General features: G+C 31.9%; 13 protein-coding genes, 2 tRNA genes and 2 rRNA genes. 10 read left to right on the forward strand and 7 right to left on the reverse strand.

Annotation, left to right across the window (positions count from 1 at the left end; genetic code table 11):
* Positions 1 to 2: 2 nt before the first annotated feature.
* Genes ispG through ACTTAX_RS06355 form a run of 4 tightly spaced genes read left to right on the forward strand, consistent with a single transcriptional unit; the run spans position 3 to position 3,468 of the window.
* Entirely contained in the window at positions 3 to 1,103 is a 1,101-nt protein-coding gene (gene ispG / locus ACTTAX_RS06340; protein WP_440693716.1) for a flavodoxin-dependent (E)-4-hydroxy-3-methylbut-2-enyl-diphosphate synthase, read from the forward strand.
* Complete coding sequence (gene prfA, locus ACTTAX_RS06345; protein WP_440635226.1) at positions 1,100 to 2,173, forward strand: peptide chain release factor 1; 1,074 nt, start codon at positions 1,100 to 1,102, stop codon at positions 2,171 to 2,173. The genes ispG and prfA overlap by 4 nt, the downstream gene beginning before the upstream one ends.
* Positions 2,174 to 3,016 (forward strand): peptide chain release factor N(5)-glutamine methyltransferase, encoded by an 843-nt coding sequence (prmC, locus tag ACTTAX_RS06350; protein ID WP_440693718.1) that lies wholly within the window; start codon positions 2,174 to 2,176, stop codon positions 3,014 to 3,016. It abuts the gene before it with no gap.
* A gap of 11 nt (positions 3,017 to 3,027) precedes the next feature.
* The gene (locus ACTTAX_RS06355; protein ID WP_440693720.1) at positions 3,028 to 3,468 is read left to right on the forward strand and encodes a DUF4167 domain-containing protein; all 441 of its coding nucleotides are present in this window, start codon (positions 3,028 to 3,030) and stop codon (positions 3,466 to 3,468) included.
* Here ACTTAX_RS06355 and ACTTAX_RS06360 read toward each other — a convergent pair.
* The gene (locus tag ACTTAX_RS06360) at positions 3,465 to 4,757 is read right to left on the reverse strand and encodes a peptidoglycan DD-metalloendopeptidase family protein (RefSeq protein WP_440693722.1); all 1,293 of its coding nucleotides are present in this window, start codon (positions 4,755 to 4,757) and stop codon (positions 3,465 to 3,467) included. The two genes, ACTTAX_RS06355 and ACTTAX_RS06360, sit on opposite strands and share 4 nt — an antisense overlap.
* 337 nt (positions 4,758 to 5,094) lie before the next feature.
* Between ACTTAX_RS06360 and ACTTAX_RS06365 the strand changes: the two genes are divergently transcribed.
* The 5 genes from ACTTAX_RS06365 (at position 5,095) to ACTTAX_RS06385 (ending at position 10,556) form a co-directional block, all read left to right on the forward strand.
* Positions 5,095 to 6,569 (forward strand): 16S ribosomal RNA (locus tag ACTTAX_RS06365).
* A 98-nt stretch (positions 6,570 to 6,667) separates the two neighbouring features.
* A tRNA-Ile gene (locus ACTTAX_RS06370) sits at positions 6,668 to 6,744 on the forward strand.
* 12 nt (positions 6,745 to 6,756) lie between these two features.
* A tRNA-Ala gene (locus tag ACTTAX_RS06375) sits at positions 6,757 to 6,832 on the forward strand.
* 131 nt (positions 6,833 to 6,963) lie between these two features.
* Positions 6,964 to 9,716: ribosomal RNA gene (locus tag ACTTAX_RS06380) — 23S ribosomal RNA — on the forward strand.
* Together the 16S and 23S rRNA genes with 2 tRNA genes alongside form the textbook arrangement of a ribosomal RNA operon.
* A gap of 54 nt (positions 9,717 to 9,770) precedes the next feature.
* Complete coding sequence (locus ACTTAX_RS06385; protein ID WP_440693724.1) at positions 9,771 to 10,556, forward strand: sugar phosphate isomerase/epimerase family protein; 786 nt, start codon at positions 9,771 to 9,773, stop codon at positions 10,554 to 10,556.
* On the opposite strand, the gene ACTTAX_RS06390 is transcribed toward ACTTAX_RS06385, so the two are convergent.
* From ACTTAX_RS06390 to ACTTAX_RS06415, 6 genes are all read right to left on the reverse strand, one after another.
* The gene (locus ACTTAX_RS06390) at positions 10,557 to 11,333 is read right to left on the reverse strand and encodes an SDR family oxidoreductase (RefSeq protein WP_440693725.1); all 777 of its coding nucleotides are present in this window, start codon (positions 11,331 to 11,333) and stop codon (positions 10,557 to 10,559) included.
* Positions 11,333 to 12,721, reverse strand: a complete 1,389-nt coding sequence (locus ACTTAX_RS06395; protein ID WP_440693727.1) for an aminotransferase class III-fold pyridoxal phosphate-dependent enzyme — start codon at positions 12,719 to 12,721, stop codon at positions 11,333 to 11,335. The genes ACTTAX_RS06390 and ACTTAX_RS06395 overlap by 1 nt, the downstream gene beginning before the upstream one ends.
* Before the next feature lie 12 nt (positions 12,722 to 12,733).
* The gene (locus ACTTAX_RS06400) at positions 12,734 to 13,390 is read right to left on the reverse strand and encodes a TylF/MycF/NovP-related O-methyltransferase (RefSeq protein ID WP_440693729.1); all 657 of its coding nucleotides are present in this window, start codon (positions 13,388 to 13,390) and stop codon (positions 12,734 to 12,736) included.
* 4 nt (positions 13,391 to 13,394) lie between these two features.
* Entirely contained in the window at positions 13,395 to 14,225 is an 831-nt protein-coding gene (locus ACTTAX_RS06405) for an N-acetylneuraminate synthase family protein (RefSeq protein WP_440693731.1), read from the reverse strand.
* Positions 14,203 to 14,880, reverse strand: a complete 678-nt coding sequence (locus tag ACTTAX_RS06410; protein WP_440693733.1) for a hypothetical protein — start codon at positions 14,878 to 14,880, stop codon at positions 14,203 to 14,205. The genes ACTTAX_RS06405 and ACTTAX_RS06410 overlap by 23 nt, the downstream gene beginning before the upstream one ends.
* Before the next feature lie 62 nt (positions 14,881 to 14,942).
* Positions 14,943 to 15,494, reverse strand: coding sequence for a GNAT family N-acetyltransferase (locus tag ACTTAX_RS06415; RefSeq protein WP_440693735.1), 552 nt, complete (start codon positions 15,492 to 15,494; stop codon positions 14,943 to 14,945).
* Between the two features lie 165 nt (positions 15,495 to 15,659).
* On the opposite strand from ACTTAX_RS06415, the gene ACTTAX_RS06420 reads away from it, so the two are divergent.
* Positions 15,660 to 16,241: a D-sedoheptulose-7-phosphate isomerase gene (locus ACTTAX_RS06420; protein ID WP_440693737.1), complete on the forward strand. Its 582-nt coding sequence runs from the start codon at positions 15,660 to 15,662 to the stop codon at positions 16,239 to 16,241.
* Positions 16,242 to 16,293: the final 52 nt, after the last annotated feature.

Here is a 16,293-nt window from a genome sequence, read left to right on the forward strand (position 1 = left end):
TTATGAATGTAAGACCATTTAGAAATATAAATCGAAAAAAAACTAAAGTAATTAACGTTGGTAATGTTAAAGTTGGTGGTGACAATCCAATATCAGTTCAATCAATGACAAATACTTTGACTACAGATATTTCAGCTACTATAGAACAAATAAATAAAATTCATGAAGAGGGTGCTGACCTTGTAAGAGTTTCCTGTCCAGATGAGGACTCTTCAAAAGCCTTAAAAGAAATTACCAAAAATGTTCAAATACCTGTAATTGCAGACATTCATTTTCATTATAAAAGAGCTATAGAAGCTGCAGAAAATGGAGCAAAGTGTTTAAGAATAAATCCTGGAAATATTGGTGATAAAAATAAAATCTATGAAGTTTTAAGTGCAGCAAAAAATAATGATTGTTCAATTCGAATAGGAGTTAATGCAGGCTCTCTAGAAAAAGATATTCTAGAAAAGTATAAAGAGCCATGCCCTGAGGCATTAGTGGAGAGTGCAAAAAGAAATATTAAAATATTAGAGGATCAAGATTTTTTTAATTTCAAGATAAGCGTCAAGTCCTCTGATGTATTTTTGTCGATTGCAGCTTACAGGCATCTTTCAGATGTTACTGATTATCCTCTTCATCTTGGAATAACTGAGGCTGGGAGTTTTGTATCAGGAAGTGTTAAGTCTTCAATAGGACTAGGTTCATTGCTATTAGACGGAATAGGTGACACTTTAAGAGTTTCTTTGTCAGATGATCCTGTAAAAGAGATTAAGATTGGAAATGAAATCCTTAAATCTTTAGGATTACGAAATAGAGGAGTTAAAATAATTTCCTGCCCATCTTGTGCAAGGCAAGCGTTTCAAGTAATTGATACAGTTAAAATTTTAGAGGAAAAATTATCTCATATAAAAACTCCAATTACCCTATCTATAATTGGCTGTGTTGTGAACGGACCTGGTGAGGCTGCTTTAACTGATATTGGAATAACTGGAGGTGGAAAAGGTAACAACATGCTTTATTTATCTGGGGTACAAAGTGAAAAAGTATTAACTAATGATATAGTTAATAAAGTCGTAGCAGAAGTTGAAAAAAAGGCCTCTGAATTAGAAAATTTACAATGATACCAACAAAGACTATTGAAGAATTAATTATAAAACATTCTACACTAGAAAAAGATCTATCATCAGGAAGTTTAGATAATAAAATATTTGCTGAAAAATCAAAAGAATATTCAGATGTTAATGAAATAATTTTAAATGCTAAAAAATATTTATCTTTCGAAAATGAAAAACAAGAATTAGAGAAAATATTAGAGGACAACTCATCAGATAAAGAATTAAAAAATATGGCTGAGTTAGAACTTGTTGATTTGAAATCTCAACATGAGATCAATGAAAAAAAATTAAAATTATTTCTACTGCCAAAAGATGAAGCAGATAAAAAAAATGCAATAATAGAAATAAGGGCTGGAACTGGTGGACTAGAAGCAAGTTTATTTGCTTCAGACCTTTTCAAAATGTATGAAAAAGTAAGTCATAAAAAAAAGTGGTCATTAGAACTTATTTCTATTTCAAGAAGTGATGCTGGGGGTTTAAAAGAGGTAATTGCATCTATTAAAGGTACAAATATATATTCTACATTAAAATATGAGAGTGGTGTGCATAGAGTTCAAAGAGTTCCAGATACCGAAACACAAGGAAGAGTGCATACATCCGCAGCCACAGTTGCTGTTTTACCTGAAGCTGAAGAAGTAGATTTAAAAATAAACGACTCTGACTTAAGAATTGACGTTTTTCGAGCGGGTGGTCCAGGTGGACAATCAGTCAACACAACAGATAGCGCTGTTAGAATAACTCATATACCCACTGGTTTATCAGTTTCTCAACAAGATGAAAAATCACAGCACAAAAATAAAGCAAAAGGAATGAAAATCTTAAGAGCAAGATTATATGAACTTGAAAGATCAAGAATTGATCAAGAAAGGTCACAAGATAGAAAAACTAAAATTGGTACTGGAGATAGATCAGAAAGAATTAGAACTTATAATTTTCCACAAGGTAGAGTTACAGATCATAGAATAAATTTAACTTTGCACAAATTAGAAGAATTTCTTGAAGGTGAAGCTTTTGATGAAATGATAGAGTCACTTACACTGCAAGCACAAGAAGAAAGTTTAAGTAATTTAAAATAAATGAATATTCAATCAGCAATAACTCAAGGTGCTCAAATTTTAAAAGATAAATTTTTTTTAAATCCTTATTTGGATTCAGAAATTTTAATGTCAAAAGCAATTAATAAGGATAAAAAATACTTAATACTTAATTCTCAAGAAAAAATAGAAGAAAAAAATTTAAATTTGTTTCAAAAACTAATTAATGAAAGGTCCAAAGGTAAGCCAGTATCGCATTTGACAAATAAAAAGTTATTTTGGAATTCAGAATTTTTTGTAACAGAGGATACTTTAATACCTCGTCCTGATACTGAGCTAATTGTAGAAAATATTTTAAATTTAACAAAAAATAAAAGTAAACTTAGTATTTTAGATATTGGCATAGGATCTGGATGTATACTTTTGTCTATATTAAAAGAGAGAAAAAATTTTTATGGAACGGGAATAGATATAAGCAAAAATTGTTTAAAAATAGCCAATATGAATGCAACTAGTTTAAAAGTACATAATAGACTTAAATTATACAAATCTAATGTTGACAAATTTAGTTTGGGCAAATATGATTTGATTGTTTCTAATCCTCCTTATATTAAAAAGCATATTATAAAATATTTGGATAAAGGAGTTGCTAGGTTTGAACCAAAAATAGCACTAGATGGTGGATTAGATGGTTTATCAGAAATCAGAAAAGTTATTAAAAAATCATCTGAGCTGATTAAAAAAAATGGTAAATTTATTTTAGAGATTGGATTTGATCAAAAAAATAAAGTAATTAAATTATTAAATAAAGAGGGTTTTTATATAAATAGTGCTCTAAAAGATCTTGGTTATAATGATCGATGCATAATTTGCACAAAAATATAATTATTTAAATCATGGTAACATTTAGGAATAACAGTAATAACAACAATAGAAGAAATAATTTTAGAAGAAACGACAGAAATTTTAAATCTAATGGTGACAGGCAGAAATTTAGTTCAAATTTTTCTAATGGTGATAATTTCAAAAGAAAGTCTCCAGGCAGAAACAATCACAATGCACCAAAATTAATCGAAAAGTACAATGATTTAGCTAGAGAGGCTTTGTCAAATGGTGATAAAATTCTTTCTGAAAATTATCTTCAGCATGCTGATCATTTTACAAGAATACTAAATGAAAGAGAAAGCTTCAAAAAAGAGAGAAATTTAGAAGAGAAATCTGATGAAAATGAAAAAGAAACAAATAAGCCATCAGAAAATATTGATGTTTCTGAAAAAAATTTAAAAGATAATCCTAACTTAGATATTCAAACTGAAACACCAGCAGAAGCTAATTAATTCAAACCTATAATTTTTTCTGATTTAAGAACATCCAGTTTGATTTTATTAGTTTCAAATAATTTTCTCTCTTTACCTTTTAATATTTTACCTGAAGGAAGTTTTAGTTTTTGAGAATTAACTTTTTTTCCATTTACAATTACTTCGTAATGTAAATGAGGTCCAGTAGACTTACCTGTTGAACCAACGTAGCCAATTGTTTGACCTTGTTTTACTCTTACTCCTGGTTTAATGCCACGAGCAAACTTTGACATGTGAGCATACACTGTTTGATAAGTTGAGTTATGTCTTATTTTTACACAGTTACCACCTCCACCACACCATCCAGCTTTTTTTACAACACCGTCTCCAGATGCCATAATAGGCGTTCCTGTAGGTGCTGCAAAATCAGTTCCTCTATGCATTTTATTATATCCATCTATGGGATGTTTTCTCATACCAAAAGATGATGAAAGTCTTGCTCCATTAATTGGAGTTTTCATTAAAGCTTTTTTAACACTCTTACCATTTTTATCATAATGCCCTTCACTTCCTTCTTTATCAAAATAATAAAGCTCATTGTCTTGACCACTTAATTTTAAATTAGCAAAAAGTATTTCTCCTGTTTCAATGATTTCATTTTTATCATTAAGGAAAATTTCATACATTATTTGAAACTTATCTTGTTTTCTTATATCTCTTTGAAAGTCTACTTGAAAACCATATATCCTAGCAAATTCAATTATTATATTTGCTGGTATTTTTTCATCTGTTGCAGCTTTGTATAGACTTTGTAAAATTAAATTTTCTCTGTAAACTATTTTCTTATTTAATTTAATTGAAATAATTTCATCATTAAAAGTATTACCAGAATTGTCTCTTACTAAAAATATTTTTTGTTTATTTGATATTTGAAAAGTAAATTCACTTATTTGATTATTAGTTTTATCTAGGCTGAACTCAATAATTTGTCTGGTATTTAATTTATTAAGATTAACTTTTTTTTTTAAAGCTTTTTTTATTTCTAATATTTCTTTTTTTTGTAATAGATAATTCTCTAAAATTTGATCAAATGTTTCACCAGATTTTATTTTATGTTTTATTTTTTTGTATTTTGGTTCAAGGTTTTCAACTATGTGTGTAAGTGTTTTTTTAAAGTAAATGTTATCAACAAAATTATTATAGATTTCTAAATTCTCTTTTTTTGTTGAATTAAAATAAGTAGTGAAGATAGCAGTAAAAAGAATCAATAAAACTAAGCCAAAAATTTCTAAGTTTTTTTTTGTTTTACTAAATAGAATTTTTAACATTTTATATTTAAGCGAACACAATTATTAGTTTAGACAGTGTTAAAAATCAAAAAAAAGCCCTTAAAATGGCGTGTTTTTATTTAAATATTTATTCTTAAATGCTTGATTTCCATTATTTTTAGCCTATAAGCACTGAACTTTCTCAATAAAATTATTGTTAACACAATAAATTAGTGAGGATTATTGAGCCTTTTTAGCTCAATTAGCTATTTTAAAAGTTAAAATTTAAGAAGAGAAGTGTGGACGGTTAAGGTTACCAAAAATTTGTCGTACACACTTCAATCACATATAAATTTTATTCTTAGAATTTATATGGAAGCTAGTGTGCGCCGTTTTTAAACTTGAGAGTTTGATCATGGCTCAGAACGTACGCTGGCGGCACGCCTAACACATGCAAGTCGAACGAAGTAGCAATACTTAGTGGCAGACGGGTGAGTAACATGTGGGTATCTACCCTTTGGCCTGGAATAACACGAGGAAACTTGTGCTAATACCGGATAAGTCTTTACGGAGAAAGCTTTATGCACCATTGGATGAGCCTGCACTTGATTAGTTTGTTGGTGGGGTAATGGCCTACCAAGACTGTGATCAATAGCTGATTTGAGAGGATGATCAGCCACATTGGGACTGAGACACGGCCCAAACTCCTACGGGAGGCAGCAGTGGGGAATCTTGCACAATGGAGGAAACTCTGATGCAGCGATGCCGCGTGAGTGAAGAAGGCCTTTGGGTTGTAAAGCTCTTTCGTCGGGGAAGAAAATGACTGTACCCGAATAAGAAGGTCCGGCTAACTTCGTGCCAGCAGCCGCGGTAATACGAAGGGACCTAGCGTAGTTCGGAATTACTGGGCTTAAAGAGTTCGTAGGTGGTTGAAAAAGTTAGTGGTGAAATCCCAGAGCTTAACTCTGGAACTGCCATTAAAACTTTTCAGCTAGAGTATGATAGAGGAAAGCAGAATTTCTAGTGTAGAGGTGAAATTCGTAGATATTAGAAAGAATACCAATTGCGAAGGCAGCTTTCTGGATCATTACTGACACTGAGGAACGAAAGCATGGGTAGCGAAGAGGATTAGATACCCTCGTAGTCCATGCCGTAAACGATGTGTGTTAGACGTTGGAAATTTATTTTCAGTGTCGCAGCGAAAGCGATAAACACACCGCCTGGGGAGTACGACCGCAAGGTTAAAACTCAAATGAATTGACGGGGACCCGCACAAGTAGTGGAGCATGTGGTTTAATTCGAAGATACGCGCAGAACCTTACCAACACTTGACATGTTCGTCGCGACTCTAAGAGATTAGAGTTTTCGGTTCGGCCGGACGAAACACAGGTGCTGCATGGCTGTCGTCAGCTCGTGTCGTGAGATGTTGGGTTAAGTCCCGCAACGAGCGCAACCCTCACTTTTAGTTGCCATCATTTAGTTGGGCACTCTGAAAGAACTGCCAGTGATAAGCTGGAGGAAGGTGGGGATGACGTCAAGTCCTCATGGCCCTTACGTGTTGGGCTACACACGTGCTACAATGGTATCTACAACAGGAAGCAAGACTGCGAGGTCAAGCAAATCCTTAAAAGATACCTCAGTTCGGATTGCACTCTGCAACTCGAGTGCATGAAGCTGGAATTACTAGTAATCGTGGATCAGCGTGCCACGGTGAATGCGTTCCCGGGTCTTGTACACACCGCCCGTCACACCATGGGAGTTGGTTCTACCTTAAGGCAAGGTTTAAAACCCTTGACCACGGTATAGTCAGCGACTGGGGTGAAGTCGTAACAAGGTAGCCGTAGGGGAACCTGCGGCTGGATTACCTCCTTTCTAAGGATGAATGAAAGTAAAATTTCATTCTAAATAATATACAGGTAATGTTGACCGTCCTCATTTCTCTTCTTAAAGTAGTGTTTCTCTTTGCATAGGGGCCGGTAGCTCAGTTGGTTAGAGCACACCCTTGATAAGGGTGGGGTCGAAAGTTCGAGTCTTTCTCGGCCCACCAATTTAAGATCATGGGGGATTAGCTCAGCTGGGAGAGCGCCTGATTTGCATTCAGGAGGTCAGCGGTTCGATCCCGCTATCCTCCACCAAAACACTTAGTTATAAAAATTTGTAAATAATTAATAATTAATATCAATATCTATATCCGAACATTAGTAATGTTATTAGCTAATGTTCAAAATAAAAATTTGATTCAACACAGAATTTTTTTCTGTGCATAAATCAAGCGTTTAAGGGCGTGTAGTGGATGCCTTGGCACTGAAAGCCGATGAAGGACGTGATATACTGCGATAAGTTTCGGGGAGCTGTATGTAAGTTTTGATCCGAAAATTTCCGAATGGGGAAACCCACCACTTTATGTGGTACTTTAAACTGAATACATAGGTTTAAAGAGACAACCTGGAGAACTGAAACATCTAAGTAACCAGAGGAAAAGAAATCAATTGAGATTCCGTTAGTAGTGGCGAGCGAACGCGGACTAGGCCAGTAGTTTTGTTAAAAAAATTTGAATAGTTTGGAAATGCTAACCATAGAGGGTGATAGTCCCGTATGAGTAATGTTTAACAAAATTCTTGAGTAAAGCGGGACACGTGAAATCCTGCTCGAATATAGGGGGACCACCCTCTAAGCCTAAATACTCTTCAGTGACCGATAGTGAACTAGTACCGTGAGGGAAAGGTGAAAAGAACCCCTATTAGGGGAGTGAAATAGAACCTGAAACCGCATGCCTACAATCAGTCGAAGCTCTTTTTAGAGTGACGGCGTACCTTTTGTATAATGGGTCAGTGACTTAATTTATAAAGCAAGCTTAAGCCATCTAGGTGTAGGCGCAGCGAAAGCAAGTCTTAATAGGGCGATTAGTTTTATGAATTAGACCCGAAAACGAATGAGCTTACCATGAGCAGGTTGAAAGTTGGGTAACACCAACCGGAGGACCGAACCAGTTGACGTTGAAAAGTCTTTGGATGACTTGTGGTAAGGGGTGAAAGGCCAACCAAATTCGTAGATAGCTGGTTTTCCGCGAAAACTATTTAGGTAGTGCGTTGAATAAATAGACATTTAGAGGTAGAGCACTAAATGGGCTAGGGGGAAGAGATTCTTACCAAACCTAATAAAACTCCGAATGCTAAATGTTGTTCTTCAGCAGACAGACTGTGGGTGCTAAGGTCCATGGTCGAGAGGGAAAGAGCCCAGACCACCAGATAAGGTCCCCAAATTATGATTAAGTGTGAAAGGATGTGGAAATTCCTTAACAGCCGGGAGGTTGGCTTAGAAGCAGCCATCCTTTAAAGATAGCGTAACAGCTCACCGGTCTAATAGAGTTTCTGCGCCGAAGATGTAACGGGGCTAAAATCATATACCGAATCTGTGGATTTATAATTTTTTCGAAAATTATAACTGGTAGCGGAACGTTCTGTAAGCCTGTGAAGGGATACCCGTGAGGGATCCTGGAGGTATCAGAAGTGCGAATGCTGACATAAGTAACGATAAAAGAAGTGAAAAACTTCTTCGCCGAAAATCCAAGGGTTTCTGCGCAAGGTTAATCCGCGCAGAGTTAGTCGGCACCTAAGGCGAGGGCGAAAGCCGTAGTCGATGGAAATAAGGTTAATATTCCTTAACCAGATGGTAGTGACGGATCTTGTAAGTTGTGAGTTCTTAATGGATTGAGCTTGCCGCGAAAAGGTTCCAAGAAATAGCTCCATCATTAGACCGTACCCTAAACCGACACAGGTGGATTAATAGAGTATATTTAGGCGCTTGAGAGAATGATGTTGAAGGAACTCGGCAAAATGCTTCCGTAACTTCGGGATAAGGAAGACCTGTTTTTAGGCAACTAGAGATGGGTGGCACAAGCCAGGGAGAAGCGACTGTTTATCAAAAACACAGGGCTCTGCTAACACGTAAGTGGATGTATAGGGTCTGACGCCTGCCCGGTGCTGGAAGGTTAATGCGGTTGGTGCAAGCTAACTTCTGAAGCCCCAGTAAACGGCGGCCGTAACTATAACGGTCCTAAGGTAGCGAAATTCCTTGTCGGGTAAGTTCCGACCTGCATGAATGGCGTAACGATTTCTCCGCTGTCTCCAACATCAACTCAGTGAAATTGAATTCTCCGTGAAGATGCGGAGTTCGCGTAGTTAGACGGAAAGACCCCGTGCACCTTTACTGCAACTTTACATTGGTATTAGGAAAAACATATTTAGTATAGGAGGGAGACATTGAAGCATAGGCGTCAGTTTATGTGGAGTCACCAGTGAAATACCTCTTTTGTTTTTCTTGGTATCTAACTGATCGCCGTTATCCGGCATCAAGACATTGTATGGTGGGTAGTTTGACTGGGGCGGTCGCCTCCCAAATAGTAACGGAGGCGTGCGAAGGTAGGCTCAGAACGGTCAGAAATCGTTCGTAGAGTGCAATGGCATAAGCCTGCCTGACTGTGAGACTGACAAGTCGAGCAGAGACGAAAGTCGGTCATAGTGATCCGGTGGTTCTGAGTGGAAGGGCCATCGCTCAACGGATAAAAGGTACGCCGGGGATAACAGGCTGATACTGCCCAAGAGCTCATATCGACGGCAGTGTTTGGCACCTCGATGTCGGCTCATCACATCCTGGGGCTGGAGCAGGTCCCAAGGGTTTGGCTGTTCGCCAATTAAAGTGGTACGTGAGCTGGGTTCAGAACGTCGTGAGACAGTTCGGTCCCTATCTGCTATGCGTGTAGAAGAATTGAGAGGAGTTGACCCTAGTACGAGAGGACCGGGTTGAACATACCACTGGTGGACCGGTTGTAGCGCCAGCTGCAGTGCCGGGTAGCTAAGTATGGACGAGATAACTGCTGAAAGCATCTAAGCGGGAAACTCACCTCAAAACTAGTTCTTCCTATAGAGCCGTGGTAGACCACCACGTTGATAGGCTGGATGTGGAAGCGCAGTAATGCGTGCAGCTGACCAGTACTAATAGCTCAATTGGCTTGATTTATGCACTGAAAAAAATTTGAATAGGTATCTTTAAAATATATTAAAATTACAATTAATGAAATTTGGAATTACTCAAGGAAGACTAACAAACGAAAAAAAAGGTGTTCTTCAAAAATTTCCAAGAAAATGGAACCAAGAATTTACTGTTTTACATCAAACAAACTTAGACTACATCGAGCTTTTTTTAGAAAATAAGATAAATAAAAAAAATCCCATTTGGTCTAAAGAAGGCCAAAGAAAACTTCTAAAAAATCTTAATAAAACAAATATTAATCACCATATTGTTTGTGATAATTTTATTATTGATAAATCCTTAGATGATGTAGGTTTAATTAAATATTATAAAAAATTGTTTAAGAATATTAAGCTAATTAAATGTAAACTTTTGATTATACCACTTATTAACAAAAATTTTTTAAAAAAAAATGTATCAAAACTTTTAAATTTTCTAGTATTTTTAGATGAAGAGTCAAAAAAACATAACTTAAAAATTTCTTTAGAAATAAACGAAGATTTTAGAGACTTCAAAAAAATTCTATCTATAACTAAAATTAAAGATATTAAAATAACATTTGATACAGGAAATTTTTTTTTAAAAAATAAAAATGTTCTCAATAATCTAAAAAGTTATTATCCTTATATTAACCATATTCACTTAAAAGATAGAAATAAATTTGGAGAAAATGTTATCTTTGGAGACGGAGAAATTAATTTTAAAAGCTTATTTAAATTTTTAAAAAATAAAAAATACAATAATTTTTTTACATTTGAAACTAATAGAGGAGATATTGCATTACAAACAGCAAACAATAATTTGAAAATTGTTAGAAATTTAATTTAATCACCAAGTGCTCCTTCCACCATCACAGATTATAGTGGATCCAGTCATATAAGATGAATAATCTGAGCACATGTACAAAATAATTCCATCATAATCATTTATTTTTGCCATTCTTTGTAAGGGGATTAATTTTTTAATTTTATTTATGAATTTTTTTGGTTGATTATTTGATATTCCTCCTGGGCAAAGGGCATTTGATCTAATATTATATTCAGCAAGATAAGTCGCAAGGTACTTAGAAAAACCAATTATACCATGTTTAACAACTGAGTAACTAATAGGTTTCTTGTTATTTTTTCCATATAAAAATTGATTTGGAGCAATTATACCTAAGTCTGATGAAATATTTATAATATTTCCATGATTTTGTTTGATCATTTTTTTTACAACTTCTTGTGTGACTAATAATGAACCTGTTAAACCAATTTGGATTTCTTTTTCCCATTGTTTTAAAGAAAAATTTTCAAATTTATTCTTTTTCAAACCTAATTTTGGATTAAATCCAGCATTATTGATTAAACAATCAATTTTCTTAAATTTCTTAGAAATAACATTTACTATTTTTTTTATTTGATCTTTTTTAGTTATGTCAATCTTATAATAATAAATGTTATCAATTTTATTTTTATTATTTTTTTTTAATTCATTAATTTTTTTTAAATCATTATCAAAAACAACAGGTGTGCCACCATGTTTTTGAATCACTTGAACCATTCTAGATCCTAACAAACCAGCCCCTCCTGTAATTACAATTATTTTTGATTTCAAATCAAACATCAATTTTTTTGACTAGTAGCGACCGCTTGAAAATCAGCAACTCTTGTAAATACAGTTTCACAAGGTTTGCCAATTAAGCTATTTTCTATTTTTTTATTATTCTTAACAATTTTATTTAATTTTTTAAAAGCATCTTCAAAAGCGTTTAAAGATTTGTCTATATGTCCATTTTTGTGAGAATAGCTAATTGAGTGATATTGTGACCATAGAACCCCCCTAAACATCAATTCTTGTTGAATCAAACTTTTTGTGATTAAAGGTTTTTGATACTGTCCAAATTTTTTTATTGTCATTACAGATCTACAAGGATATCCAGCGCACGCTATCATTTCTTCTAAATCATAAATTTTAGCAAGGTAATTCATACCTTTTTTTAATCGTCCTCCAACTTTATACAAATGATCGATAACATTTTTTTTTTCAATTTTATTTATAGTTGCTTTCGCAGCAGCTAATCCAATACAATCTCCACCATATGTAAATGAGAAAAAAGTTTTTTCTAAATATTTTATATATTTCTTTCTACCTGTAATTGCAGAGAGTGGTATTCCATTAGACATAGCTTTTGCCCAGCAAGATAGATCAGGAATGACATCAAACATTTTTTGAGCTCCGCCAATATCATATCTGAACCCAGTTACTACCTCGTCAAAAATTAACAAAGCTCCATTTTTTTTACAAAGCTTTTTTACATCGGTTAAAAAATTGTTATCTTTATTATAATCTTTCCATTTTGTTGATCCAGATGGTTTTGAAATTGGCCCATTAACTGTTATTGGTTCCATGATAACACATGCAATTTTATCTTTATATTTTGAAAATATTTTTTCTAAACTAGAAATATTATTATAAGCAAATGAGTGAGCTAGTTGATTATTAAATTTGGGAATTCCAGAATTTAAATCGGTTGTTCCAATAAACCAATCATGCCATCCATGATATCCACAAAAAGCAATATGATCTCGTTTTGTTATTGCTCTCGATAGCCTTACTGCAATTGATGTCGCATCTGCTCCATTTTTACCAAATCTTGCCCCATCTGCATCAGGAATATGTTTAACAAGTAATTCCGCAACGTCAATTTCAAGTTTGTTACTAACACTAAATGTTGATCCAAGATCTAATTGTTTCTTTACAGCTTGATTTACATCTTCATCAGCATAACCTAATAAAAGTGGTTGATTAGCCATTACATAGTCTATAAATTTATTTCCATCTACGTCCCACACTTCGCATCCTTTACCTTTCGCTAAAAATTTTGGTGAAACACCGTCACTGAATGCTTTTACTCCTTTACTGTAAGTCTGAGACCCATATGGAATAATTTTTAATGCTTTTTTATAAAGAATATTTGAATTTTTTATTTTTATTTTTTTTACTTTTTTCATTAAAATTGATTTCTATTTTATAATATATCCAGTGGGACTTTCTGTGTTATCTAGTAGATTAACTTTATATTTTTTTTCTTTTAAAAATTCATCTACAGCTTCAGTTTCCCCCCATCCTCTACTACCATATTCATCTAAAATTACGATACCTCCCTTACTGAGTTTTGGAAAAAAATTAATTAGAGCTGATTTCGTACCATTATAAGTGTCTAGATCAAGATGAAGGAGAGAAATTTTAAAACCATAGTTTTTAGAAACATAACTTTTAGAGGTTTTTACAACATCACCTTTAATAAATTCAAATTTATCATTTCCTATAATCTTCATTGCTTTTTTTGATAAATCTTTAGGATTAACCCCTTTAAAATCGCTTGTTTTAACATATTTTTTTGCATTTAATTTTTCCACATCTTTCAAGTTTTTTGGAAATCCAGAAAACATATCAAATCCTATTACTTTTTTTTTTGAGTTTGGGGAAAATATTTTTAAACATTTAAGCCAAAACATAAAACTTACACCCTTAAAAACTCCACATTCAACAATATCTCCAGGAATATTAACTGTTTTTTTAAATAACTCATATCTAGCTAATATTTTTCTTATTCTAGAGATGTCATTGCTTAATAAAAGATTATTATAGTTTTCCCAAATATTATTTTCTTTTTTCATAATTTTATAAATGTGCTCTAAGTTTTTTAGCAATGACTTTTTCATCTGTTAAAAATCTTTTTTTTCCATCTCCAAGTGCTTTTTCAATTTTTCTTACCGAGCTTACCAACGATCTTAATCCATTTGGTTCTATCGACGCAGCCTGATCTGATCCATACATTGTCCTGTCAAGAGTTATGTGTCTTTCTAATGAAGATATTCCAAATGCAGATGCTCCAATTGAGATTACCAAACCATTCTCATGCCCACTATATCCAACATTACATTTAAATTTTTTTTTTAAAACATTAATCATATTTAAATTAGCCGTTTCATCATTCATTGGATATGTTGAAACGCAATGCATCAATTCGAAAGAACACTTTCTTTTTTTAAATATTTTTACTGCATCAGAGATATTTTTCATTGTACTCATGCCTGTTGAAATAAAGGTATGTTTTTTTTGTCTTGCAACGAAGTCTAAAAATTTTGTATCAATGATCATTGCTGATGCTATTTTATTAAATTTTAAATTAAATTTATTTAAAAATTTTTGACTTTCCAAATCCCAAGCAGATGCAAACCAGTTGATTTTTCTTTTTTTACAAAATTTATCTATTGTTTTGTAATCCTTAAAGTTAAATTCAAGACCATTTTTTTGATCATAAGTAGTTTTCCCCCATGGACTTTCTCTATATGATTTTAATTGTTCCTTAGAGTAAACTTTATTAAGAGTTCTTTTTTGAAATTTAACTGCATCGCAACCTGCATCTTTTGCTACATCTATTAATTTTTTACAAATTTTCATATTTCCATTGTGATTGATGCCTATTTCAGCAATTATGAATGTTTTCATTGAGCCTCTTTCCTTTTACAAATTTATTAAATTCACTTTGCGTATCTATTTCAATAATATTTCTATTTATGATTAAAGGATGAGTGTTACTATTTACTAGTTCAGAATTCAAATTGTTTATTTCTTTGGCCTTAAAAGCACATAAGTAATGATGATGCTCAAATAATTTTATCTTATCTTGCCTTCTAAATACATCATTTTGAATAAATTTTTTTATTTTTTTACTAACTATCCAGCAATCATAAGGGTGAGTTTTAATTGGAATAAAACTCATTCCACTTAAGAAATTTTTTTTATCAGTTATTTTTTTAAATTTATTGAAATCAGATATTTTTTTATCAGGTATTGTTAGATACAAAAGCCAAATAATAGTATTATCATCAATTTTAAATTTTTTTATTATTTCTTTCATAACTGATTTAATCGATGAATTATCAAGAGAATTTCTTTTTTCTCTTTTGTAAAAACTAAAATTTATTCTTTTGCATCTAGGTTCAAAATATATATCGTCTGATGCAAAAATAACATTATTAAACCAATTAATTTTTTGAACAAATTTTTTTGTATATTTAAATAATAATCGATTTTTAAATTTTAGACCTTTACTATTTTTGCGAGCAGGAATAATTGCTATATGCTTATTCTTTTTCTTCATTATAAATAATAATTTTTTTATTAATTTTTTATTTTTATTTAGATAGATTAATCCTATGTTATTTATTTAAATTTATTTTTTATTTTTTTAAACTCTTTTTTAGTTAACTCGAAATAATAAACATCTTTAAATTTATTTTTTTTCCTAAAGTGTTCTCTGAAATAACCAGATACTCTCATTCCAAATTCAATATTACTTTTGAGAGAATTATAATTATCACTAAAAACTGGTGTAAAGATTTTATTCATTTTTAATTTTTCAAAAGCATATTCGCAAATTTTATATAGCATTAATAGACCATATTTTTTCCCTTTGTGGTTTTTAGAACCAAGTAAACGACCATACCCACATGTTTTGTGAATATGGTCTATATGATTTAATTTTATATTGCCTATGTATTCTTTTGTTTCTTGATCTATAACTGCAAACATAAGATCATTATTTTTTTTTAGATCATTTAAGTATTTTAAAAGATTTTTTTTTGTAAATTTATTTATTTGATTATTTAATTTTTTAGTATTTTTTTCTTCATTTAACCACCTAAGCCATCCTTGCTCTATATGTTTAGAATTAATTTTCTCCAAAATGACTGATTTTGTGCTCAAGCTTTTCATAATTTACAATTTAAGTTTTAAAATATGCTTAGCACAGATTATTTTAAATGTACAAATCTTCCGCTTTAAAAGTATTGTTTAAAGTATTAAGTTCTAAAATTTTTAATAAAATATTAAATATTAAATATTAAATATTTAAATATGATATAAATATATTTAAAAAATATGAAAAAAAATTTTATTAAAAATTATTTTGAAATAAGTGGAAATTTAATAAAGGGCCTTGCTGATGATAGAAAGGATATTGAAAAGATAATTAAATGTATAAAAAATTGTATCAAAAGAAAAAATAAAATTTTAATAGCTGGAAATGGTGGTTCAAGTTCAGATGCAGATCATTTTGCTGGTGAACTCGTGTGTACATACAAAAATAAAAAAAGAAAATCTATTCCAGCAATTTCTTTATCTACTAATTCTGCAATAATTACAGCTTGGTCTAATGATTTTGATTTTTCAACAGTGCATGAAAGACAAATATCATCTATTGGAAAAAAGGGTGATTTACTTATATTGCTCTCTACTAGTGGAGGGAATAAAAAAAAAAAACAATCAATTAATCTAATCTGTGCAGCAAACAAAGCTAGAGAAATGGGAATTAAAATTATATCTTTGTTAGGCAATAAAGGAGGAGATTTAAAAAAATTATCTGATATTGCTTTAATTATTAATTCAAATAGGACCTCTCATATTCAAGAGGCACATATAGCTATTTTACATTATATTTGTGAAGATCTTGAAAATTTTTAAAATTTAATAGTTTTTAATTAATCTATAAAGTAATTAACAAATATCATTAAAT

Origin of the sequence: Candidatus Pelagibacter sp. HIMB1695 (assembly GCF_052047655.1) — a bacterium.
GTDB lineage: Bacteria > Pseudomonadota > Alphaproteobacteria > Pelagibacterales > Pelagibacteraceae > Pelagibacter.

Excerpts from the sequence above, each read along its gene's own strand:
- ispG (WP_440693716.1), top strand. The coding sequence starts at position 3 with ATGAATGTAAGACCATTTAGAAATATAAATCGAAAAAAAACTAAAGTA.
- prfA (WP_440635226.1), top strand. The coding sequence starts at position 1,100 with ATGATACCAACAAAGACTATTGAAGAATTAATTATAAAACATTCTACA.
- prmC (WP_440693718.1), top strand. The coding sequence starts at position 2,174 with ATGAATATTCAATCAGCAATAACTCAAGGTGCTCAAATTTTAAAAGAT.
- ACTTAX_RS06355 (WP_440693720.1), top strand. The coding sequence starts at position 3,028 with ATGGTAACATTTAGGAATAACAGTAATAACAACAATAGAAGAAATAAT.
- ACTTAX_RS06360 (WP_440693722.1), bottom strand. The coding sequence starts at position 4,757 with ATGTTAAAAATTCTATTTAGTAAAACAAAAAAAAACTTAGAAATTTTT.
- ACTTAX_RS06385 (WP_440693724.1), top strand. The coding sequence starts at position 9,771 with ATGAAATTTGGAATTACTCAAGGAAGACTAACAAACGAAAAAAAAGGT.
- ACTTAX_RS06390 (WP_440693725.1), bottom strand. The coding sequence starts at position 11,333 with ATGTTTGATTTGAAATCAAAAATAATTGTAATTACAGGAGGGGCTGGT.
- ACTTAX_RS06395 (WP_440693727.1), bottom strand. The coding sequence starts at position 12,721 with ATGAAAAAAGTAAAAAAAATAAAAATAAAAAATTCAAATATTCTTTAT.
- ACTTAX_RS06400 (WP_440693729.1), bottom strand. The coding sequence starts at position 13,390 with ATGAAAAAAGAAAATAATATTTGGGAAAACTATAATAATCTTTTATTA.
- ACTTAX_RS06405 (WP_440693731.1), bottom strand. The coding sequence starts at position 14,225 with ATGAAAACATTCATAATTGCTGAAATAGGCATCAATCACAATGGAAAT.
- ACTTAX_RS06410 (WP_440693733.1), bottom strand. The coding sequence starts at position 14,880 with ATGAAGAAAAAGAATAAGCATATAGCAATTATTCCTGCTCGCAAAAAT.
- ACTTAX_RS06415 (WP_440693735.1), bottom strand. The coding sequence starts at position 15,494 with ATGAAAAGCTTGAGCACAAAATCAGTCATTTTGGAGAAAATTAATTCT.
- ACTTAX_RS06420 (WP_440693737.1), top strand. The coding sequence starts at position 15,660 with ATGAAAAAAAATTTTATTAAAAATTATTTTGAAATAAGTGGAAATTTA.